Source organism: Sediminicoccus rosea, from assembly GCF_033547095.1.
Lineage (GTDB): Bacteria > Pseudomonadota > Alphaproteobacteria > Acetobacterales > Acetobacteraceae > Roseococcus > Roseococcus rosea.
The window spans coordinates 1,903,095-1,922,675 of sequence record NZ_CP137852.1 but is presented as its reverse complement, the minus strand read 5'-3'; the positions used below and the strand labels follow the sequence as shown (position 1 = coordinate 1,922,675).

Below are 19,581 nucleotides of genomic sequence, written 5' to 3'. Positions count from 1 at the left end.
CGCAAAGACAAGGGAGTTTCCAAGGATGACGACCGCTCGCCGCAGCCTGCTCATGGGCGCCTCCGCCCTGCCGCTCTTCTCCATCCATGCGAGGGCGCAGACCGCGCTCAACGTCACCATCGCCTCCAGCCATCCCGTCGCGAATTTCTGGGTGGCGATGATGAAGAACGTCTTCCAGCCGGAGGTGGACAAGCAACTGCGTGACAACGGCAACACGCACCGCATCAACTGGCGCGAATCCTATGGTGGCACGCTCTACCGCTTCCAGGACACGATGGAGGCGGTGCGCGACAACATCACCGATATCGGCTATGTCGGCACGCTCTGGGAGGGCAGCACCATGCCCCTGCAGAACGTCACCTACTTCACCCCCTTCGCGACCGGCGACCATGGCGTCATCGCCAACGCCTTCGAGGGCATGAACGCGAGCGTGCCCGCGATCCGCGCGAACTGGAACGGGCTGAACATGGTGCCCCTCAGCTCCTACATCACGGACACCTACCACATCTGGTCCAACTTCCCGATCCGCACGCTGGACGATCTGCGCAACCGCAAGATCTCCGCGCCCGGCACCAGCGCCAACTGGCTGACCGGCACGGGGGCCACGCCCGTGGATGGCGCGCTGACCACCTACTACACCGACATCCAGACCGGCGTGTCCGAGGGCGCGCTCTCCTTCTTCGTCGGCATCCTACCGACGCGTGTGCATGAGGTCGCGCGCTTCATCACCAAATGCGACGTGGGTGCGATGTATGTGGGCGGCATCGCCGCCAACCGGCAGCGCTTCGAGCGCTGGCCCGAGCCGGTGCGCCGCGCCATGACCGAGGCTGGCAAGGCCACCACCCAGGCGCATATCCGCGACGTCTCGGCCCGCATCGCCGTGGCCGAGGCCGAGATGGTGCGCCAGGGCGCCGTCATCTCGACGCTGCCCGAGGCCGAGCGCACGCGCTGGATCCGCGGCCTGCCCAACCTGGCCCGCACCTGGGCGGACAGCTCGGGCCCCGCCTCGCGCGATGTTCTGACCGCCTATTTCGCGGCGATCCGTGGCGCCGGCCAGACGCCCGGCCGCGACTGGGACCGCGAACTGACCGCGTAACAGCGAGGAGCGCGCCGCCATGGCAGATGACATCGACATGGCGGCGCTCGACGCCGCCGCCGCCCCGCAGCCCTTCGATCCGGTCCGGATGATCCTCGATGGCCTGGCCGCCATCGGCACCATCTGGACCTTCGGCCTGATGCTGCTGATCTGCGCGGACGTGATCGGCCGCTCCTTCCTCAACGCGCCCATCACCGGCGTCGCCGAGATCGCGGCGCATTCGGTGGTGGGCATCGTGTTTCTTCAGATCGGCTCCACCATCTACCACCGCCGCATGACGCGGGCCGACTTCCTGATCGAGCGCATCCTGCGCTGGGCGCCGGGCCTTGGCCGCGTGCTGGAGGCGCTGTTCTACCTGATCGGCGCGGCGGTGATGTTCTTCGTGGCGCAGGCGGCCTGGCCGGGCATGTGGAACTCGCTGAACCTGCGTGAGTTCTTCGGCGTGCAGGGCCTCTTCACCGTGCCGACCTGGCCCTTCCGCGGCCTGATCGTGCTGGGTGGCGGCGCGGGCTGCCTCGCCTATCTCGTCCTCTTCCTCCACGAAATGCGCCGGATGCTGCCCCGCCATGGATGACGTGACCCTCGGTTTCACGCTGATCGGGCTGATGGTGGCGCTGATCGTCATCGGCCTGCCCATCGGCATCACGCTGATCTCGACCGGCGCCATCGGCGTCTGGCTGATTCGCGAGAACCCGGACCTCGCCTTCCGCTTCACCGCACTCGCCACCTATTCCGGCATCCAGGACTACCTGTTCGCGACCATCCCGCTCTTCGTCCTGATGGGACTGCTCGTCAGCATCTCGGATGTCGGGAAGGACACGTTCGATGTCGCGCAGAACCTTTTGCGACGCGTGAAGGGCGGGCTCGGGATCGCGACGGTGGGCGCCAATGCGGTGTTCGCCGCGGTCACCGGCGTCTCCATCGCCTCGGCCGCCGTCTTCACCAAGGTGGCGGTGCCCGAGATGGTGCGCCACGGCTACACCATGCGCTTCGCAGCCGGCACGGTGGCGGGCAGCAGCATCCTCGGCATGCTCATCCCGCCCTCGCTCCTCATGATCGTCTATGGCGTGCTGGCCGAGGTCTCGATCGGCGCCATGTTCATCGCGGGCGTGATCCCGGGCGTGATCATCGCGCTCGGCTTCGTCGTGATGATCTGGGTCTACGCGGCCTTCCTTCCCCATCGCATCATGGCGCATACGGAAAGCCCCGCCCTGCGCGACGAGCCGGTGATGGGCACGGCGGAGATGCTCGGCAAATCCGTGCCCATCCTCTCGCTGGTCGTATTGATCCTGGGGGGGCTCTACAGCGGCTTCTTCACGCCGACCGAGGCGGGCGCGGTGGGCGCCGCCGGCGCGCTGCTGATCGCCCTGGTCCGCCGCCGGCTGGATGCGAAGAAGTTCTGGCGCGTGCTGCGGGAGACGGGCCTCGTCTCCGCCGCCATCCTCTTCCTGCTGATCGCGGCGGGGCTCTATTCGCGCATGCTCTCCATGGCCGGCGTGCCCAATGCCATCGGCGACTTCGTGGAGCATCTGGGCCTCGGCCCCTATGGCTTCCTCGCGGCCTTCGTCATCGTCATCCTGCTGATGGGCATGATCCTCGACAGCACCTCGATCCTGCTCATCATGGTGCCGATCGGCGCGCCCATCGCCCAGGCCATGGGGTTCGACCTGATCCACTTCGGCATCGTCACCATCATCGCGGTCGAGATGGGGCTGCTGACGCCGCCCTTCGGCATCTCGGTCTTCACCGTGAAGGCGACGCTGGCCGACCCCAAGGTCGGCATCGAGACCATCTTCGCGGGCGCCCTGCCCTTCGTCGCCGTGATGGGGGTGGCGCTGGTCTGCATCGCGCTCTTCCCCGTGCTCTCCACCGCGCTGGTGCGCTGAGCCTCAGCCCAGCGACTTCAGCGCGAAGTCATAGGCCAGCACGCGGTGCCCCTCCGGGGCCCGCGGAAACTCGGCGATGAGCGCCTGCTTCACGCCGAACACCGCGTCGCTGTCCAGATAGGGGTCGCCCGCGACGAAGACATGGGTCACCAGCGTCTCATGCCCCGGCGCCGCGATCATGAAATGCACATGGGCCGGGCGCATCGGATGGCGTCCCGTGGCGCGCAGCAGGTCGCCCACCGGCCCGTCATCGGGCACGGGGTAGGAGGTGGGCAGCAGCGTCCAGAAATGGAACCGCCCTTCCGCATCGGTGCGGAAGCGCGCGCGTAGGCTCGCCTCCGCTTCGGCCGGGCGCTGCACGTCGTAGAATCCGTCCTCGTCCGAATGCCAGATGTCCACGACGGCGCCGGCGATGGGCCCGCCACCGGCACTCTTCACCTGGCCCGAGACGTGCAGCCGCTCGCCCTTCATGGCCTGCGCCACCTCGGCCCCCAACGGCAGCTCCGGCGCGTTCTCCACATAGAAGGGGCCGAGCACGGTGGTGGGCGTGGCGCCTTCCGGCAGCCGGTGGTTGATCGCATCCACCAGCATGGAGACGCCCAGCGTGTCGGAGAGCAGGATGAATTCCTGGCGCTTGTCGTCGCACATCTGGCCGGTGCGCGTGAGGAAGCCGATGGCGGCCTGCCATTCCTCGAAGCTCGGCTCCACCTCGCGCACGAAGGCGTGCAGGTGGCGCACCAGCGCCTGGCTCACCTGCCGCATGCGCGGATCAGGCGTGGCGGAGAGCCGCTCCAGCACGGCGTCCGTGATGCTGGTCTCGTCGAAATCGCGCATGGCGTGGCCTCCCCTGTCAGGCTCTATTCTGGCACCACAGGACAGGGGCGGGAACGGGGATGCAGCCGAGCACGGACGCGATGGAGACGGTGGGCGACTGGTACCACGCCTGGTTCACCGGGATCATCCTCATGGCCGTCTCGCGCCGCGGCCCGGGCGAGGCGGCGGAACTGGTCTTCCGCGTCTTCCGCCAGCAACAGCAGGCGCGCTTCCTGGAGGGGCTGGAGAAGCTCGGCCTCACCGGCCTCCCGCCCGCCATCGCCGCCGCGCGCTATCATTACCTGTCGAATGCCATCGGCGGCGTCGGCGTGGAGTATCACGAGGAAAGCCAGCGCAAGGCCTGGATCCGCTATCCGCCGCCGCGCTGGATCTGGCAAGGCACGGCCCTCTGCGGCATCCCGCCCGAGGTGAATGCGGCCATGCTGCGCGGCTGGCACGCGCAGAACGGCGTCTCGCTCGGCTGCCCGCGCCTCGGCTTCGTCTGCACCGGGCAGACGGTGGAGGGCGATCCGGGCCTCGAGGGCTACTACCTCGAACACGACCATGACCTGACGGAGGAGGATCGCCTGCGCTTCACCCGCGCCGAACGCATGCCCCGCTTCGACGCGGCCGCCGCGCCCGCGCTGCCGCCCTCCTGGCCGGCGGAACGCCTCGCCAAGGCGAAGCGCGGCTATGCGATGGAGTATGTCCGCAGCGTGATGCAGGCGGCCGTCGCGCAATGGGGGGCCGAGGCGGCGGGCGCGCTGCTCGGCCACGCGGCGCGGCTCACCGCCATGCAGCACGCACGCCAGGCGGCGCGGGCGTTGGGCGCGGGGGACGGCCCGTCGCTGCTGCTGGCGCTGGCCGCGGCACAGGGCGATGCGGCGCGGCGCGAGGGCGAGATGATCCGCCAGCCGTCCCCGGCGCTGTTCCGTGGCCTGGACCTTCCCCCGGCCCTGCTCCAGGCCTGGGGCGAGCTGCATCGCGGCGCGCTGCTGGCCTTCGATCCCTTCGCCACGCTGGTGCTCGACGCCGGCCCGGATGGCCTGGCGTTCCACCTCAGGCCATCTCGCGGATGAGCTTGGCGCGCAGCGCACGGGCGATGTCGCGACGGCTCTCGGCGGTGATCACGAAGGCGCCGGGGCCGCCCATCACATCGCGCCGGTAATGCTCCTCCAGCGTCTCGCCGCCGCGCGTCACCTGGCCGGCGACGGCGATGGCCAGCGCATTCACCACCATGCCCCGCCGCACCACGATGTCGCGCGCGATCGGCGCCGGGCGCAGGCTCCGCAAATCCGGCCCGTCGCCCGAGACGTCAATCACCAGTTGCTCGGCCGTGAAGGGCCCCTCGCGCAGCAGGTGGCTCGCGTGATGGATGGCATCGCCGATCGCGTTGTAGCTCTGCTGGGTGCGTGGGGCGGCGAGCAGCGCATCGGCCAGTGCCTGGGCGGAGGCGAGGTCGCTGACCCGCATCCAGTCGACGATGGTCTGCGAGCCGCCGGGGCTGCCCCATTCGATCATGGCGATGCCCATGGCGCCGCGCCGCTTGCTGCGGATGGCGGCGATCACCTGCGGATGCGTCAGCGCCTCGGCATAGCCCTCGCGCTGCAGGCGAAACTCCTCCTCGCCGATCGAGCCGGATGCGTCCATCGCCAGCACCAGCAGCATGTCCAGCGCCTCCTGCGCCAGGGCGGGCGATGCCGCGACCACGGCGGGGGCGACGAGGACGCCGCGGCGGGAGATGGCCATCGGGGGATGCCTCCAACTGGGGGAAGCCCGATTCGTCGCGCGAAGCGGGGCCGTCTGACAAGAAAAATGCGTGGGCTTGCGCCGGGCGCGCGGCGGCGGGAGGCTCGGTCCCAACAGGGAGACCACGCATGACCGAACCGCCCGTCCTGATGAGCCGCGATGCGCGCGGCATCGTCACCGCCACACTGAACCGCCCCGCTCTGGGCAATGCCTATAATGGCGAGATGCTGGAGGCGTTGATCGACGGCCTGCCGCAGCTCGCCGAAGACCCCCTCGTGCGCGGCCTCGTCATCCGCGGGGCGGGCAAGCATTTCCAGGCGGGTGCGGACATCAACTGGCTGAGCGAGGCCGCCGCCGCGCCGCCCGAACAGGCCTTCGCCGCCTCGATGCTGACGACGCGCGCCATGCAGCGCCTCAATGAATTCCCGAAGCCGAGCTTCGCCGTGATCCATGGCGCCTGCTTCGGCGGCGGCACCGGCATCGCCTGCTGCGTGGATGTGGCGCTGGCCACCACCGCCGCCAGCTTCGGCATCTCCGAGGTGCGCGTGGGCGTCGCCCCCACGCCGATCTCCACGCACATGGTGCACGCCATGGGCCTGCGCCACGCCAGGCGCTACGCCATCACCGGCGAGCGCTTCGGGCCGGAGGAAGCCATGCGCATCGGCCTGGTGCATGAGGTGCACGCGCCGGAGGCGATCGAGGCGCGGCTGGAGGAGATCATCGGCGCCATGCTGCTCTCCTCGCCGGCCGGCATCGCCACGACCAAGACGAGCCTGCTGGAATCCAACGGCCTCATGCTGAGCGAGCACCAGATGGCCGCACTCGCCCATGAGAGCTGGATGCAGCGCGCGGGCGCCGAAGGCCGCGAGGGCCTCGCCGCCTTCCGGGAGAAGCGCAAGCCGCGCTGGGCGCCGTGAACCGGCGCTAATCGGCCTGGATGTTGCCCTCGCGCACCACCCGCGCCCAGCGCTCGCGCTCCGTGCGGATCAGCGCGGCGTAGCGCGCCGGGCCGCCGCCGGCCGGCGTGGTGCCGCGCTCGGCCAGCTGGCGGCGCACATTGGGGTCGGCCATCGCGCCCTCGGCGGCGGTGACGAGGCGCGCGAGATGGGCATCGCTGATGCTGGCATGGGCGGAAAGGCCGAACCACGCCACCGCCTCGAAGCCCGCCAGGCCGAATTCGGCACCCAGCTCGCTCACCGTCGGCACGTCCGGCAATTCGGGCACGCGCTCGGCCGAGGTGACGGCGAGCGGCACGACCAGCCCGCCGCGGATCGCCGGCAGCGCGGTCGGCAGGTTGTCGAGGAAGACGTCGATGTCGCCCGCGATCAGCGCCGTCATCGCGGGTGCGGCGCCGCGGAAGGGGATGTGCTGCATCCGCAGGCCCGCGAGCTGGCTGATCAGCTCGCCCGTCAGATGCGTCGAGGTGCCGTTGCCCGCGCTGCCGAAGGGCCGGCCCGGCCGGTCGGCGCGCACGCGGCGCATGTAGTCCCGCGCATCGCGCGTGCCCATGCGCGTGGCGTTGCCGATCCAGACATTGGGCACCGTCACCAGCAGCGTGATGGGCCGGAAGTCGCGCTCCGGATCGTAGCCCGCATTGCGCTGGAGGGCCGGGACGATCGCGTTGGAGGCGATCTGGCTCAGGAACATCGTGTGGTCATTGCCGTCGCGCACGAAGCGCTGCGCGCCGACCATGCCGCCCGCGCCCGCCAGGTTCTCGACGATGATGGACCGCCCCAGGCGCTGGCCCATCTCCTGCGCCAGGAGGCGTGCCATCACATCCGTGGTGCCGCCGGCCGGGAAGGGCACGATCAGCCGCAGGTCACGCGTAGGCCAGGCCTCCTGCGCGCCGGGCGAGGACAGGGGCGCGGCGACGGGCAGCGCGGCGGCGCCGAGCAGGGCAGAGCGGCGGGTCAGGCGGGTCACGCGAATTCTCCGGCAGGTTTCCCTGTCATCGTCGTAATGCGCGCGCGGAAGCGCAAGCCCTGTCTCAGGCTCGCCCCGTCGCCACCGCGGCCCCCCGCGCCCGCTCGGAGAACAGCGCCACCGTCCAGAGCGCGGCGATGCTGGGCAAGATCAGCAGCAAGCCCACCAGCTGCGCCCGCTCCGGCACCGCCTCCATCGCGCGGGAGATGATCCAGGCGAGGAACAGGCCGGTGCAGAAGACCCGCAGCGAATTCCGCCCGATGGTGGCGAGCGCGCGGCCCGCGAGCCCCTCCATCCAGTCCGCCCGGCGCGGCACCAGCATGGCGACCAGCCAGGCCAGCGCCAGAGCATGCAGGAGGCGCGGGGGCGCCAGCACGTCCTTGTGCTCGAAGAGGCCCGGAATCCAGTCCGCCCCCTCGACGAAGCCGTGCTGGACGAGGCGCACGCCGAAGCCCAGCACCACCACCAGCGCCGCCAGCAGCGTGACCATGGAGGAGCGCGGCAGCGTCATGCCATGCAGCGCCCGCCAACCCAGAAAGCCGCCCAGCAGGTAGAGGAACTGCCAGGCCAGCGGATCGAAGGCGATCAGCGTCCCGCCCAGGCCCGGCGTCGCGATCCAGCCGAGGTTGACGGCGGCATAGAGCAGCAGGCTCGGCAGCAGGGCCCAGGCGCCGAAGCGCGGCACCAGCATGAGGAAGGGGCCGAGCAGCAGCATGCCCAGGACGAAGACCGGCAGCGTGCCCATGAAGTCGGGCTGGAACAGCCCGGTGAAGGCGAGCGCCACCGCCTGAAACGGGTGCTCCACCAGATGCTGCCAGCCGAAGCGCGCGACGGCACCGGGCACCTGGAACAGCATCTCCGCCAGCAGCACCATGGCGGCGAAGATGAAGAAGACGAGCAGATGCGTCCGGTAGAGGCGCAGCGCGCGGCCCAGCAGGTCCCGCTGCGCAACGCCCGCCCCCGCCTTGGCCGCCTTCAGCGAGAAGACCGAGCCCAGCGTCATGCCCGAGAGCAGGATGAACATCTCCGAGGAATCCGACAGGCCCCAGGCCGCGTGGATTCCCCAGGCAAGCCAGGTGCCCACCACATGGGAGACGAAGATCGAGACCTGCATCCAGCCGCGCAGCACGTCGAGGCGCAGGTCGCGCGGCGGGCGCGCGGGGATGGCGCTCATCATGGCTCAGGCCGCGAGCGGCGCGCGGCGCGGCAGCAGCGCGAGCAGCTGCTCACGCCGCAGCCAGGCCAACAGCAGGCCCATGGCGAAGGTGAAGCACGCCTCCTGGAAGAGCTTGCCGCCATCCTCATAGGGGTCCACGCCGAGCGGCGTGAAGAGGTGGAAGAAGATCGCGCCGCCCATGATGCCGGCCGCGAAGAGCCCGCCGAAACCCTGCGTGCGCGGGATCAGCACGAGGATGGCGGCGACGATCTCCATGCCCGCGACAAAGAGGCGGAAGGGCTTCTCGGGGATGCCTGACCAGTCGGAGAGGCGGTCGAAGATCAACGTCGGCCCGGTCAGCTTGAACTGCTCGTAGTAGAGCAGCTCATAGGCGATCCAGATGGCGGCGGCCCAGGCGAGCAGATGGACCAGGAGGGGGGTGCGGTGCGGCATGGGAACCCTCTTCGAGCGGGCGCCCCCACAGGATCCCCGATGGATCGAAAGGCGCGCCTGGTCCGGGTTCGCCGCCGGGATGCGGCGGGTTACCCAGGCGAGGGATTACAATTCACCCACAAGCTTCCGGCGCACCGCCATCACACACGCCTCGAACAGCGTCAGGTCCTGCCAGCCGAGCCCATCCTCCGCGCGGAGCAGCACGCCGCCCGAGGCGGCGATGGCGCCCTCCAGCATCAGGTTCTCGGCGAGGCCGAAATCCTCGACCTCCAGCCCTTCGGCATCGCGCCAGGCCGCGCCGTCATGCCGGGCCTCGCCCACGCGGGTGCGGTAGTCGTGCGGCACATGCGTGTAGCCGAAGACGGGCCGGCCCAGGCCGCGCATGTAGCCCAGTTCGAACACCGTGCCCGGATCGGCGGCGAGGCCGCGGAAGGGCGTGAGGTTCGCCACCAGCACGTCGCAGCCCTGGATATGCGCCTCGTTCGCCGCATGGATGCGCCGCCAGTCGGGCGGGCCGGAGGGCATGGGCGCCGGCGCGTCGAGAGGGAAGACGCCGACCATGCCGTGCTTCGCGCAGATCGCCTTCTTCGCCGCCCCCGCCGCGAGGGGGTCGGGCAGGAAGACCTCAGGACCGGCGAGATAGATACGCATCCGGTCATTCTGCCAGGAAAGCGGTTTCCGGCCTATGATCATCCGATGGATCTGGAAGCCGAATACAACAACCGCGCCCGCGTGCCCGGCCACCCCGCCATCATCGCGGGCTGGGTACGCGATTCCGCCGCCTTCCGCGAAGCGCACCCGCCCGAGACGCTGGCCTATGGGCCCGGGCCGCGCGAGGTGATGGACCTCTTCCTCCCGCCCGAGATTCGCGGCGTCGCGATGTTCTTCCACGGCGGCTACTGGCAGGCGCTGGACCGCTCGTCCGTCAGCCATTGCGCGGCGGGGCTGTTCGCCCAGGGCGTGGCGGTGGCCTGCCCCTCCTATGACCTCTGCCCCAGCGTGCCGCTCGCCACCATCGCGGCACAGGCCGAGGCGGCGGCGCGCGCGCTGCATGCGCGGCTGGGACGGCCCATGCTGGTCTCGGGCCATTCGGCGGGCGGGCACCTGGCCGCGCATCTGCTGGCGCGGCTGCCCGCCGAGATGGTCGCCGCCGCGGTGCCGATCTCGGGCCTTTTCTGGCTGGAGCCGCTGATCCCCACCAGCATCAACACGGCGCTCGGCCTTGACGCGGCGACGGCGCGCGCGCTTTCACCGGCCCTTCTCCCCTCCCCCGGCCGGCCGCTCCATGCCGTGGTGGGCGGCGCCGAAAGCCCGGAATTCCTGCGGCAGAGCGCCCAGTTCGCGCCACTCTGGGGCGGCACGAGCGAGGCGCTGCCAGGGCTGGACCATTTCACCGTCCTCAGCCCCTTGCCGCAGGCCCGTCATCCGCTGACGATGAGAATCGCGAGGCTTGCATGGCAGGTCTGCGGTCACCTATGAGATCATTGAAGCTTAAAACATTGGGAGAGCAGCTGATGGCGTTCCAGATCCCGGCGTTCCGCCGCCGCACCCTTCTCGCCACCAGCACCGGGCTGCTGGCCGCCCCCGCCGTGCTCCAGGCCCAGGGCGCGCCCATCAAGGTCGGCCTGGTGGCCGTGCAGACCGGACCGCAGGCGGCGCTGGGCACCCAGCTGCGCGACGGCTGGATGCTCGGCATGCGGCAGCTCAACAACCAGCTCGGCGGCCGCCCGGTCGAGACGATCGTCATCGATGACGAGCTGCGCCCCGATGTCGCCGTCACCAAGGTGCGCGCGGCGCTGGAGCGGGACCGCGTGGACTTCATCGTGGGCGTGGTCTTCTCCAACATCCTCGCCGCCATCATGCGGCCGGTGACGGAGGCGGGCACCTTCCTGATCTCCACCAATGCCGGCCCCTCCACCTATGCCGGCCGTGGCTGCAACCCGTATTTCTTCACCACCTCCTACAACAACGACCAGGTCCATTCGGTGATGGGCCAGGCGGCGCAGGATGCCGGCTACCGCCGCGTCTTCCTGATGACGCCGAACTACCAGGCCGGGCGCGATGCCATGGCGGGCTTCAAGTCCCGCTTCCAGGGCACCGTGGTGGACGAGGTCTATGTGCCGCTCACGCAGCTCGACTTCTCGGCCGAACTCGCGCGCATCGCCTCGCTCCGGCCGGATGCGATCTTCACCTTCATGCCGGGTGGCCTGGGCGTGAACCTCGTTCGCCAGTATCGTCAGGCGGGCCTCGCCAACATCCCCTTCCTCTCGACCTTCACCGTGGATGAGGCGACGCTGCCGGCACAGGGCGAGGCCGCTCTCGGCTTCTTCAGCGCGGCGAGCTGGGCACCCAACATGGACAACCCGGTGAACCGCCGCTTCGTCTCGGAATTCGAGGCCGCCTTCAACTACGTCCCCGCCACCTATGCGGCGCAGAGCTACGACGCGGCGAACATGCTGAACGCGGCGGTGCGGCGCGTCGGCGGCAACCTCACCGACAAGAACGCGCTGCGCGCCGCCATCGCGGCGGCCGATTTCCAGAGCGTGCGCGGGCCCTTCCGCTTCGGCACGAACCAGTATCCGGTGCAGGATTTCTGGCTGCTGCGGGTGGCCCGCCGCCCGGACGGCAAGTTCCAGACCGAGACGGTGCGCCGCGTGCTGGAGGCCAATGTGGACCCCTGGGCGGCCGAGTGCCGCATGCCGGCGCGCATCTGACATTCCCCACGAAATCGCTTCGCAATTTCGCGAGGGCCCCGGATTGGCGCTTTTTTTTGGAAGCTCGGCTCATCCTCCTGTGGCTAAGCCACAGGAGGGCCCCGCGGGGGTCTGGCTGTGAACACGACGCTGCTTCTGGTGCAGGGGCTGAACGGGTTGCAGTTCGGCATCCTGCTCTTTCTCGTGGCCGCCGGCCTCACACTCGTCTTTGGCGTGATGGACTTCATCAACCTCGCGCACGGCGTCCAGTACATGCTGGGCGCCTATCTGGGCGCGACGCTCGCGGCGCTGACCGGCAGCTTCTGGTGGGGGCTGCTGCTGACTTTGCCGGCGACGCTCGCCTTCGGCCTGCTGCTGGAATTCCTGGTCTTCCGACATCTCTATGAGCGCGACCATCTCAGCCAGGTGCTGGCCACCTTCGGCGTCATCCTCTTCCTGAACCAGGGCGTGAAGGCGGTGTTCGGCACGGCGCCCATGCAGATGCCGGTGCCGGAGCTGTTGAGTGGCGGCGTGCGCGTGATGGATGGGCTGCTCTACCCCACCTATCGCATCGCCATCCTGGTCGCCGGCCTCGCCACCGCGGGGCTGCTCTGGTTCCTCGTCGAGCGCACGCGGGTGGGCATGCTGGTGCGGGCCGGCGCCACCAATGCGCCGATGGTCTCGGCGCTCGGTGTGGATATCCGGCGCCTCTTCATGCTGGTCTTCGGCTTCGGCGCCATGCTGGCGGGCTTCGCCGGCGCCATGGCGGCGCCCATCCTCTCGGTCGAACCCGGGATGGGCGACAACCTGCTCATCCTCGCCTTCGTGGTGATCGTGATCGGCGGCATCGGCTCGGTCCGCGGCGCCTTCATCGCGGCCCTGTTGGTGGGCCTGGTCGAGACCATCGGCCGCAGCATGATGCCCGACCTGATGCGCCTCTTCCTCGACCCCTCCGCCGCGCGGCAGGCGGGGGCGGCCATGGCCTCCATGCTGATCTACGTCGTGATGGCCGCGATCCTCGCCTTCCGCCCGGCCGGCCTCTTCCCGGTGCGGCGATGAGGGGACGCCGGTGAGGCACCAGGACATCGCCATCGCGCTCGCCATCTTCGCGGCGCTCGCCATCGCCCCCTTCATCGGCTTCGGCCAGGGCTATTCGCTGACGCTGCTGGCTCGCGCGATGATCTTCGGCATGGCTGCCATCTCGCTCTCGCTGCTGGTCGGCGGCGGCGGGCTGGTCAGCCTGGGCCATGCCGCCATGCTGGGCGTGGGCGCCTATGCCGTGGTGGTGCTGGACCATGCCCGCATCACCGAGGCCTGGATGGTGGTGCCGGTGGGCATCGGCGCGGCCGCGCTCTTCGCGCTGCTGACGGGTGCGATCGCGATCCGCACCTCGGGCGTGCATTTCATCATGATCACGCTGGCCTTCGGGCAGATGGCCTTCTTCACCACCTCCTCCTTCGCGCTCTATGGCGGGGATGACGGCTACACCCTCTACAACCGGCTGGAGGTCTTCGGCTCCCGCGCGCTGGAGGGCGGCCTCGTCTTCCACTTCACCTGCCTCGGCCTGCTCATCGGCGTCTGGGCGCTGGTGCGCGCGCTTTTGCACAGCCGCTTCGGGCGTGTGCTCCAGGCCGCGCGCGACAACGAAACCCGCGCCCGCGCGGTGGGGTTCGAGCCCTATCCCTATCGCCTCGCGGCCTATGTCATCGCGGGTGCCATCGGCGGGCTCTCGGGCGTGCTGCTGGCCAATGCGGCCGAGTTCGTGGCGCCCGCCTATCTCGCCTGGCAGCGCAGCGGGGACCTGCTGTTCATGGTGATCCTGGGCGGGCTGGCCGGGCCGCATGGCGCGCTGATGGGGGCGCTGGCCTTCGTGCTGATCGAGGAATGGCTCGCCAAGCTCACCGAGCATTGGCGGCTGATCTTCGGGCCGCTGCTCATCTTCTGCGTCTTCTTCATGCGCGGCGGCATCGCGGGGTTGCTGCGTCGTGGGTAGCCGCGCGGAAGATGGCGTGGCCGAGACGCTCCTCGAGCTTCGCCACCTGCAGAAGCGCTTCGGTGGCCTCACCGTCACGGATGACGTCTCGCTCGACCTGAAGCGGGGGGAGATCCATGCGCTGATCGGCCCCAATGGCGCGGGCAAGACGACGCTCATCCATCAGATCAGCGGCACGCTCGCGCCCGATTCCGGGCAGATCCTCTTCGCCGGCACGGATGTGACGCGCCTGCCCATGGCCCGCCGCGCGCGCATGGGCCTCGCCCGCAGCTTCCAGATCACCAGCATCATCCCCTCCTTCACCACGCTCGAGAACGCGGCGCTCGCCGTGCAGGCGCGGCATGGCTCCTCCTTCCGCTTCTTCCGCGCCGCGGGCGCCGAGGCCGCGCTGAACGACGAGGCGATGGCGGCCCTCACCGAGGTGGGCCTGGAGCGCCGGGCCGCGACCCCCGCCGCCGCCCTCAGCCATGGCGAGAAGCGCCAGCTCGAACTCGCCATCGCGCTGGCCATGCAGCCGCGCGTCCTGCTGCTGGACGAGCCGCTGGCGGGCACCGGCGCCGAGGAAGCGGAGCGCCTGATGCGCATCCTGGGCGGCTTGCGCGCGCGCTACGCGATCCTGCTGATCGAGCATGACATGCCCGCCGTCTTCGCCCTGGCCGATCGCATCTCGGTCCTCGCCCAGGGCCGCGTCATCGCGGCCGGCACGCCCGAGGTGATCCGCGCCGACCCCGCGGTGCGCGACGCCTATCTCGGCGACGAGGAGGCCTGATGCTCTGGATCGAAAGCCTCGCCGCCGCCTATGGCCAGAGCCAGGCGCTGCAGGATGTCTCGCTGGCCATCGAGACGGGCGAGGTCGTGACGCTGCTCGGCCGCAACGGCATGGGCAAGACCACGACCGTGCGCGCGATCATGGGGATGCTGGGCCCGGTGGGCGGGCGCGTCACCGGCGGGCGGATCGCCTTCGACCAGGCGGAACTCGTGGGCCTCGCTTCCCACGTCATCGCGCGGCGCGGCATCGGCCTGGTGCCGGAGGGGCGGCAGGTCTTCCCCACCCTCAGCGTCGAGGAGAACCTGATCGCCACCGCGCGGCCCGGCCGCTGGGACCTCGACGCCATCTACGCCCTCTTCCCCCGGCTGCGCGAACGCCGCGCCAATGCGGGCCGCAACCTCTCGGGCGGCGAGCAGCAGATGCTGGCCATCGGCCGCGCGCTGATGACCAACCCGCGCCTTCTCATCCTGGACGAGGCGACCGAGGGCCTGGCCCCCCTCATCCGCGCCGAGATCTGGGCCGTGCTGGAACGTCTGAAGGGCGAGGGCCAGGCGATCCTGCTGATCGACAAGAACCTCGGCGCCGTGATGCGCCTGGCCGACCGCCACGTCATCATCGAGCGCGGCCGCACCGTCTGGACCGGCGACAGCGCGGCGCTGGCCGCCGCCCCGCATCTGCGCGAGCAGTATCTGCATGTGTAGATGCCCTCAGACGCCGGGCGCCGCCTCCGGCGGCTTGGCTTCGCGCCGCCGCGGGAGCGCGAGCCCGTAGGGCGGTCTGGGCGCGCCGCGCGCGTTGCGCGCGGATTCTACCAGCGTGGACTTAGTCTTGGCAGGGCGGCGCCCGTTGGCAGGCAGGACCGCCTTGCGCGGGGACTCCGTTGGTGCAGACTGTCCCCGCAATATCCGGCGCGGACGAGCCGCCGCCACAACCGAGGGAGCAAGGCAGCATGACCGAATCCGCAGGCATCACCCGCGCCGGAACCGGCCTGGAGGACGTCACCTGGAACATCCTGGGGCAGGTCTATCACCCCAAGCAGTCCACCGAGGATTGCTTCTCCTTCGTCGCCAATTCGCCGCCCGGCACCTTCGTGCCGCCGCACATCCACCCCACGCAGGACGAGTACATCCTGATGCTGGAAGGCGAGTGGAAGCTCATCCTCGACGGGCAGACCCATTTCGCGAAGCCGGGCGACCTGGTGCGCATGCCGCGCGGCATCATGCATGGCTACTTCAACGAGAGCGGCGCGCCCGCCCGCGCCTTCTTCTGGGTGACGCCCGCCCGCCGCCTGCATGACCTGTTCAAGGCCATCCACAACGTGCCCGACCCGGCCGAGGTCGTCCGCCTTTCCGCGCTGCACGAGGTGGATTTCCTGCCGCCGCCGGGCTAATTCCCGGGCATGACATCCCCGGGCCGGCTGGCGGCACTCCTCGGTCTGCTCGCCGCCTTCGGCCCGCTCTCCATCGACATGTACCTGCCGGCCTTCCCCGAGATCGGGGCGAGCCTTGGCGGGGGCGTGGAAGGCGTGCAGCTCACGCTCGCCGCCTATTTCATCGGCATGGCGGCGGGGCAGCTCCTGCACGGCCCCCTCTCCGACCGCCTCGGGCGCCGGCGTCCGCTCTTCGCCGGCCTCGCCATCTATGTGGCCGCCTCCATCCTGTGCGCGCTGGCCACCAGCATGGAGGCGCTGATCGCTCTCCGCCTGCTGCAGGCGCTGGCCGGCTGCGCGGGCATGGTCATCTCCCGCGCCGTGGTGCGCGACGTGTCGGACCGGCTCGATCCGGTGCGCCTCATGGGGCGCCTCATGCTCGTGATGGGCGTGGCGCCCATCCTCGCGCCGCTCATCGGCGGCTATGTCGCCGCCTGGTTCGGCTGGCGCGCCATCTTCTGGCTGCTGGCGGCGATCGGCCTCGCGGCGCTGATCCTCTGCGCCCTCATGCTGCACGAAACCCTGCCGGAGGAGCGCCGGCGCCGCGTCTCCCTCCTCGCCGTGTTGCGGAGCTATGGCGGGCTGCTGAAGGACCGGCGCTTCATGGGCGCGGCCCTGGCCTCGGGCTTCGCCATCGCGGGCATGTTCGCCTATATCGCGGGCTCGCCCTTCGTGTTCATCACGCTGAACGGCATCGCCCCCGCGCATTACGGTTGGCTTTTCGGCGGCGCCGCGGCGGGCTTCATCCTGCTCTCGCAATTCTCCGCGAAACTGGCCGCCCGCCTGGGCCGCGAACGCCTGTTCAACGCGACCATCGCCGCCATCGCGGCCACCGGCCTCGCCCTGCTGGCGTTGACCGCCCTCGGCGCGCCCTTCGCCACGCAATACGCCGCGGTGTTTCTCTATGTCTCGCTGCTCGGCATCGCTCTCCCGCTCGGCACCATCATCACCATCACGCCCTTCCCCCACATGGCCGGCACCGCCTCCGCCCTCGTCGGCACACTGCAATTCGGCATGGGGGCGCTGGCCGGCGCCGTCCTCTCCGCCCTGCACAACGGCACCGCCATGCCCATGGCGACGACCATCGCACTGGCCGGCAGCGCAGCGCTGGCCGCGCGGGCCCTGCTGCGCGGATAGGGGCGCGGCCCCTTCCGGACCTTCGCGAGAAGAGTCCGGGGAGAGCAGCGCTCTCCCGAGGACAGTCGCGCCCTACCCCGCCGCGTGGATCGCGCGCCAGAGCTTCTCGGGCGTCACCGGCATGTCGAGGTGGTTCACGCCGAGCGGCCGCAGTGCGTCCACCAGGGCGTTCATCACGGCGGGCAGGCTGCCGGCGCAGCCCGCTTCGCCGCAGCCCTTGGCGCCGAGCGGGTTGGTGGTGCAGGGCACCGGGTGGCTGACGAGGGAGAAGCTCGGCAGGTCATCGGCGCGGGGCAGGCCGTAATCCATGAAGCTGCCGGAGAGGAGCTGCCCTTCCTCGGAATAGGCCACCTGCTCGTGCAGGATCTGGCCGATCCCCTGGACGATGCCACCATGCGCCTGGCCGGCGACCAGCAGCGGGTTCACGACCACGCCGAAATCGTTGACCGAGGTGTAGTTCACGATCTTCACATGGCCGGTGTCCGGCTCGATCTCGAGCTCGCAGACGTGGCAGCCGTTCGGATAGGCCATGGGGGCCTGGTCAAACACATGCTGCACATCGAGCGAGGTGGGGACTTCGCTCGGCAGCGAGTGGCTTTCGCGCAGCTTCGCGGCGAGCTCCATGATGCCGATGCCGCGGTCGGTGCCGGCGATGGTGAAGCGGCCGGCGTCGAACTCGATGTCCGCCACCGAGCTTTCCAGCACATAGGAGGCGGCGAGCTTGCCCTTCTCCACGACCAGCGCCGAGGCCTCGATGATCGCCGCACCGGAGGCCATGAGCGACTTCGAGCCGCCCGTGCCGCCGCCGGCCACCAGCTCGTCGGAATCGCCCTGCAGCAGGCGCACGCTCTCGAAGGGCACGCCGAGATACTGGTGCAGCACCTGGGCGAAGGCGGACCAATGGCCCTGCCCATAGTCGAGCGTTCCGGTGATGATGGTGACGGTGCCGTCCTTCTCGAAGCGGATGCCGCCCTGCTCCTTGGCGGGCGGCGCGGTGCATTCGAGGAAGTTGCCGATGCCGATCCCGCGCAGCTTGCCGCGGGCCTTGGCCTCGGCGCGGCGCGCCTCGAAGCCGGCGTAGTCGGAGGCCTTCAGCGCCTCGTCCAGGATCGCGGAGAAGTCGCCGCCGTCATAGACACTGCCCGAGGGGGCGGCGTAGGGGAACTGATCCGGCTTGATGTGGTTGAGCTTGCGGATGGCGATGGAGGATTTGCCCATGGCCTGGGCGGCTTCCTCGATCAGCCGTTCCATGAAGTAGTTGCCCTCCGGCCGCCCGGCGCCGCGATAGGCCGAGACGGGGGTGGTGTTGGTCAGCATGCAGCGGGTGCGGACCTCGATCAGCGGCAGCGTGTAGTTGGACTGCACGTTCTTCACGAAATTGCCCGTGCCCATGAGCGGCGCCACGGTCGAGAGATAGGCGCCCATATTCGCGAAGCTGGTGAGGCGCACGGCGAGGAAGCGGCCCTCCGTGTCCAGCGCCAGCTCGGCCTCCACCTCATGGTCGCGGCCATGCTGGTCGGACATGAAGGAGCCGCTGCGCTCATCGGTCCATTTCACCGGGCGGCCGAGCGTCTTCGCCGCATGCAGCAGGGGCAGGTATTCGGGATAGGCATTGGCCTTCATGCCGAAGCTGCCGCCCACATTGCCGGTGCGCACGCGCACCTGGTCCTTCGGCACCTTCAGCACGTCATCCGCCAGCTGGTTGCGGAGGCCGAAGACGCCCTGGCAGCCGACATGCAGGATGTAGCGGCCATCGGCATACTCGCCGATCGCGCTGCGCGGCTCCATCGCCGCCACCACGATGCGGCTGTTGCGGATGGAGAGCTTCTGCACATGCGCGGCGGAAGCGAAGGCGTCGGAAACCTTGGCACTGTCGCCGAAGGCGAAGTCCAGCACGCAGTTCTCGGCGATGTCGTCATAGAGCAGCGGCGCGGCGGCGGCGGCGGAGGCCTCGGTCACGGCGTCCAGGATCTCCACGTCGAGCTCCACCAGCTCGGCCGCGTCCTTCGCCTGGGCCTTGGTCTCGGCGACGACGACGGCGACCGGGTCGCCCACGAAGCGCAGCTTGTCGCCGGCCAGCGCCGGGCGGCGAGTGGTGCGCAGCGGGCTGCCATCGGCGTTCTTCAGCGGCATGGCGCAGGTCATGTCGCCATATTCCGCGAGATCGGCCGCCGTGATCACGGCATGCACGCCGGGGGCGGCGCGGGCGGCGGCGACATCCACGGCGTTGAGCACGGCATGGGCATAGGGGCTGCGGACGACATGGGCGTAGAGCTGGCCGGGCAGCGCCAGGTCATCGGTGTAGCGCCCCTGCCCTTGCAGCAGCTTGGGGTCCTCCTGGCGGGGGACCGGCTGGCCCACGCCGAATTTCAGGCGCGTGGGGTCGAAGGGCAGGTTCGTATCGGGCATGCGGGGCTCTCCGGGGCTGCATGGATGGTAAGCGCGGGGAGGGCTTCCGCAAGGGGCCAGGGAGGCTCAGGCTGC

At 70.0% G+C, this 19,581-nt stretch carries 20 protein-coding genes; 13 read left to right on the top strand and 7 right to left on the bottom strand.

Annotation, left to right across the window (positions count from 1 at the left end; all coding sequences use genetic code 11):
* Positions 1-25 precede the first annotated feature (25 nt).
* The 3 genes from R9Z33_RS09240 to R9Z33_RS09230 are packed head-to-tail and all read left to right on the top strand — an operon-like array spanning position 26 to position 2,982.
* Positions 26-1,096 carry a C4-dicarboxylate TRAP transporter substrate-binding protein gene (locus R9Z33_RS09240; RefSeq protein ID WP_318651001.1) on the top strand — a complete coding sequence of 357 codons (1,071 nt, stop codon included), beginning with the start codon at positions 26-28 and terminating at the stop codon, positions 1,094-1,096.
* Between the two features lie 19 nt (positions 1,097-1,115).
* On the top strand, positions 1,116-1,670 hold the full coding sequence (locus R9Z33_RS09235) for a TRAP transporter small permease subunit (RefSeq protein WP_318651000.1): 555 nt from the start codon (positions 1,116-1,118) through the stop codon (positions 1,668-1,670).
* A complete protein-coding gene (locus R9Z33_RS09230) occupies positions 1,663-2,982 on the top strand; it encodes a TRAP transporter large permease (protein WP_318650999.1) in 1,320 nt (439 codons plus the stop codon). The genes R9Z33_RS09235 and R9Z33_RS09230 overlap by 8 nt, the downstream gene beginning before the upstream one ends.
* A gap of 3 nt (positions 2,983-2,985) precedes the next feature.
* Here the strand turns inward: R9Z33_RS09230 and R9Z33_RS09225 are convergent, their stop codons facing one another.
* A complete protein-coding gene (locus R9Z33_RS09225; protein ID WP_318650998.1) occupies positions 2,986-3,816 on the bottom strand; it encodes an intradiol ring-cleavage dioxygenase in 831 nt (276 codons plus the stop codon).
* Positions 3,817-3,875: 59 nt separating this feature from the next.
* Here R9Z33_RS09225 and R9Z33_RS09220 point away from each other — a divergent pair, with 59 nt between their 5' ends.
* Positions 3,876-4,874 (top strand): hypothetical protein, encoded by a 999-nt coding sequence (locus tag R9Z33_RS09220; RefSeq protein WP_318650997.1) that lies wholly within the window; start codon positions 3,876-3,878, stop codon positions 4,872-4,874.
* Here the strand turns inward: R9Z33_RS09220 and R9Z33_RS09215 are convergent.
* Entirely contained in the window at positions 4,855-5,544 is a 690-nt protein-coding gene (locus R9Z33_RS09215; protein WP_318650996.1) for a DUF1194 domain-containing protein, read from the bottom strand. The genes R9Z33_RS09220 and R9Z33_RS09215 overlap by 20 nt on opposite strands.
* Before the next feature lie 128 nt (positions 5,545-5,672).
* Between R9Z33_RS09215 and R9Z33_RS09210 the strand changes: the two genes are divergently transcribed.
* Positions 5,673-6,461, top strand: a complete 789-nt coding sequence (locus R9Z33_RS09210; protein WP_318650995.1) for an enoyl-CoA hydratase-related protein — start codon at positions 5,673-5,675, stop codon at positions 6,459-6,461.
* Positions 6,462-6,468: 7 nt separating this feature from the next.
* Here the strand turns inward: R9Z33_RS09210 and R9Z33_RS09205 are convergent, their stop codons facing one another.
* The 4 genes from R9Z33_RS09205 to R9Z33_RS09190 all read right to left on the bottom strand — a co-directional run bounded on the left by R9Z33_RS09205 (position 6,469) and on the right by R9Z33_RS09190 (position 9,727).
* Positions 6,469-7,467 carry a Bug family tripartite tricarboxylate transporter substrate binding protein gene (locus R9Z33_RS09205; RefSeq protein ID WP_318650994.1) on the bottom strand — a complete coding sequence of 333 codons (999 nt, stop codon included), beginning with the start codon at positions 7,465-7,467 and terminating at the stop codon, positions 6,469-6,471.
* A gap of 64 nt (positions 7,468-7,531) precedes the next feature.
* Positions 7,532-8,641 (bottom strand): OpgC domain-containing protein, encoded by a 1,110-nt coding sequence (gene opgC, locus R9Z33_RS09200; protein WP_318650993.1) that lies wholly within the window; start codon positions 8,639-8,641, stop codon positions 7,532-7,534.
* A gap of 6 nt (positions 8,642-8,647) precedes the next feature.
* The gene (locus R9Z33_RS09195) at positions 8,648-9,076 is read right to left on the bottom strand and encodes a DoxX family protein (RefSeq protein WP_318650992.1); all 429 of its coding nucleotides are present in this window, start codon (positions 9,074-9,076) and stop codon (positions 8,648-8,650) included.
* A gap of 105 nt (positions 9,077-9,181) precedes the next feature.
* Complete coding sequence (locus R9Z33_RS09190; RefSeq protein WP_318650991.1) at positions 9,182-9,727, bottom strand: nucleoside 2-deoxyribosyltransferase; 546 nt, start codon at positions 9,725-9,727, stop codon at positions 9,182-9,184.
* 45 nt (positions 9,728-9,772) lie between these two features.
* Between R9Z33_RS09190 and R9Z33_RS09185 the strand changes: the two genes are divergently transcribed.
* The 8 genes from R9Z33_RS09185 (at position 9,773) to R9Z33_RS09150 (ending at position 17,097) form a co-directional block, all read left to right on the top strand.
* Positions 9,773-10,555 (top strand): alpha/beta hydrolase, encoded by a 783-nt coding sequence (locus R9Z33_RS09185; RefSeq protein ID WP_318650990.1) that lies wholly within the window; start codon positions 9,773-9,775, stop codon positions 10,553-10,555.
* 35 nt (positions 10,556-10,590) lie between these two features.
* Positions 10,591-11,790: an ABC transporter substrate-binding protein gene (locus R9Z33_RS09180; RefSeq protein WP_318650989.1), complete on the top strand. Its 1,200-nt coding sequence runs from the start codon at positions 10,591-10,593 to the stop codon at positions 11,788-11,790.
* Between the two features lie 117 nt (positions 11,791-11,907).
* Positions 11,908-12,828: a branched-chain amino acid ABC transporter permease gene (locus R9Z33_RS09175; RefSeq protein WP_318650988.1), complete on the top strand. Its 921-nt coding sequence runs from the start codon at positions 11,908-11,910 to the stop codon at positions 12,826-12,828.
* Between the two features lie 10 nt (positions 12,829-12,838).
* On the top strand, positions 12,839-13,762 hold the full coding sequence (locus tag R9Z33_RS09170; RefSeq protein WP_318650987.1) for a branched-chain amino acid ABC transporter permease: 924 nt from the start codon (positions 12,839-12,841) through the stop codon (positions 13,760-13,762).
* A gap of 16 nt (positions 13,763-13,778) precedes the next feature.
* Positions 13,779-14,531 (top strand): ABC transporter ATP-binding protein, encoded by a 753-nt coding sequence (locus R9Z33_RS09165; RefSeq protein ID WP_318650986.1) that lies wholly within the window; start codon positions 13,779-13,781, stop codon positions 14,529-14,531.
* Positions 14,531-15,232 carry an ABC transporter ATP-binding protein gene (locus R9Z33_RS09160; protein WP_318650985.1) on the top strand — a complete coding sequence of 234 codons (702 nt, stop codon included), beginning with the start codon at positions 14,531-14,533 and terminating at the stop codon, positions 15,230-15,232. The genes R9Z33_RS09165 and R9Z33_RS09160 overlap by 1 nt, the downstream gene beginning before the upstream one ends.
* A gap of 248 nt (positions 15,233-15,480) precedes the next feature.
* Positions 15,481-15,921: a cupin domain-containing protein gene (locus tag R9Z33_RS09155; protein ID WP_318650984.1), complete on the top strand. Its 441-nt coding sequence runs from the start codon at positions 15,481-15,483 to the stop codon at positions 15,919-15,921.
* Positions 15,922-15,930: 9 nt separating this feature from the next.
* Positions 15,931-17,097: a Bcr/CflA family multidrug efflux MFS transporter gene (locus R9Z33_RS09150; protein WP_318650983.1), complete on the top strand. Its 1,167-nt coding sequence runs from the start codon at positions 15,931-15,933 to the stop codon at positions 17,095-17,097.
* A 72-nt stretch (positions 17,098-17,169) separates the two neighbouring features.
* Here the strand turns inward: R9Z33_RS09150 and R9Z33_RS09145 are convergent, their stop codons facing one another.
* Positions 17,170-19,506, bottom strand: coding sequence for a xanthine dehydrogenase family protein molybdopterin-binding subunit (locus R9Z33_RS09145; protein WP_318650982.1), 2,337 nt, complete (start codon positions 19,504-19,506; stop codon positions 17,170-17,172).
* Positions 19,507-19,581: the final 75 nt, after the last annotated feature.

What these genes read in the sequence shown, in the direction of transcription:
- R9Z33_RS09240 (WP_318651001.1), top strand. Translation starts at nt 26, where the DNA reads ATGACGACCGCTCGCCGCAGCCTGCTCATGGGCGCCTCCGCCCTGCCG.
- R9Z33_RS09235 (WP_318651000.1), top strand. Translation starts at nt 1,116, where the DNA reads ATGGCAGATGACATCGACATGGCGGCGCTCGACGCCGCCGCCGCCCCG.
- R9Z33_RS09230 (WP_318650999.1), top strand. Translation starts at nt 1,663, where the DNA reads ATGGATGACGTGACCCTCGGTTTCACGCTGATCGGGCTGATGGTGGCG.
- R9Z33_RS09225 (WP_318650998.1), bottom strand. Translation starts at nt 3,816, where the DNA reads ATGCGCGATTTCGACGAGACCAGCATCACGGACGCCGTGCTGGAGCGG.
- R9Z33_RS09220 (WP_318650997.1), top strand. Translation starts at nt 3,876, where the DNA reads ATGCAGCCGAGCACGGACGCGATGGAGACGGTGGGCGACTGGTACCAC.
- R9Z33_RS09215 (WP_318650996.1), bottom strand. Translation starts at nt 5,544, where the DNA reads ATGGCCATCTCCCGCCGCGGCGTCCTCGTCGCCCCCGCCGTGGTCGCG.
- R9Z33_RS09210 (WP_318650995.1), top strand. Translation starts at nt 5,673, where the DNA reads ATGACCGAACCGCCCGTCCTGATGAGCCGCGATGCGCGCGGCATCGTC.
- opgC (WP_318650993.1), bottom strand. Translation starts at nt 8,641, where the DNA reads ATGAGCGCCATCCCCGCGCGCCCGCCGCGCGACCTGCGCCTCGACGTG.
- R9Z33_RS09195 (WP_318650992.1), bottom strand. Translation starts at nt 9,076, where the DNA reads ATGCCGCACCGCACCCCCCTCCTGGTCCATCTGCTCGCCTGGGCCGCC.
- R9Z33_RS09190 (WP_318650991.1), bottom strand. Translation starts at nt 9,727, where the DNA reads ATGCGTATCTATCTCGCCGGTCCTGAGGTCTTCCTGCCCGACCCCCTC.
- R9Z33_RS09185 (WP_318650990.1), top strand. Translation starts at nt 9,773, where the DNA reads ATGGATCTGGAAGCCGAATACAACAACCGCGCCCGCGTGCCCGGCCAC.
- R9Z33_RS09180 (WP_318650989.1), top strand. Translation starts at nt 10,591, where the DNA reads ATGGCGTTCCAGATCCCGGCGTTCCGCCGCCGCACCCTTCTCGCCACC.
- R9Z33_RS09160 (WP_318650985.1), top strand. Translation starts at nt 14,531, where the DNA reads ATGCTCTGGATCGAAAGCCTCGCCGCCGCCTATGGCCAGAGCCAGGCG.
- R9Z33_RS09155 (WP_318650984.1), top strand. Translation starts at nt 15,481, where the DNA reads ATGACCGAATCCGCAGGCATCACCCGCGCCGGAACCGGCCTGGAGGAC.
- R9Z33_RS09150 (WP_318650983.1), top strand. Translation starts at nt 15,931, where the DNA reads ATGACATCCCCGGGCCGGCTGGCGGCACTCCTCGGTCTGCTCGCCGCC.
- R9Z33_RS09145 (WP_318650982.1), bottom strand. Translation starts at nt 19,506, where the DNA reads ATGCCCGATACGAACCTGCCCTTCGACCCCACGCGCCTGAAATTCGGC.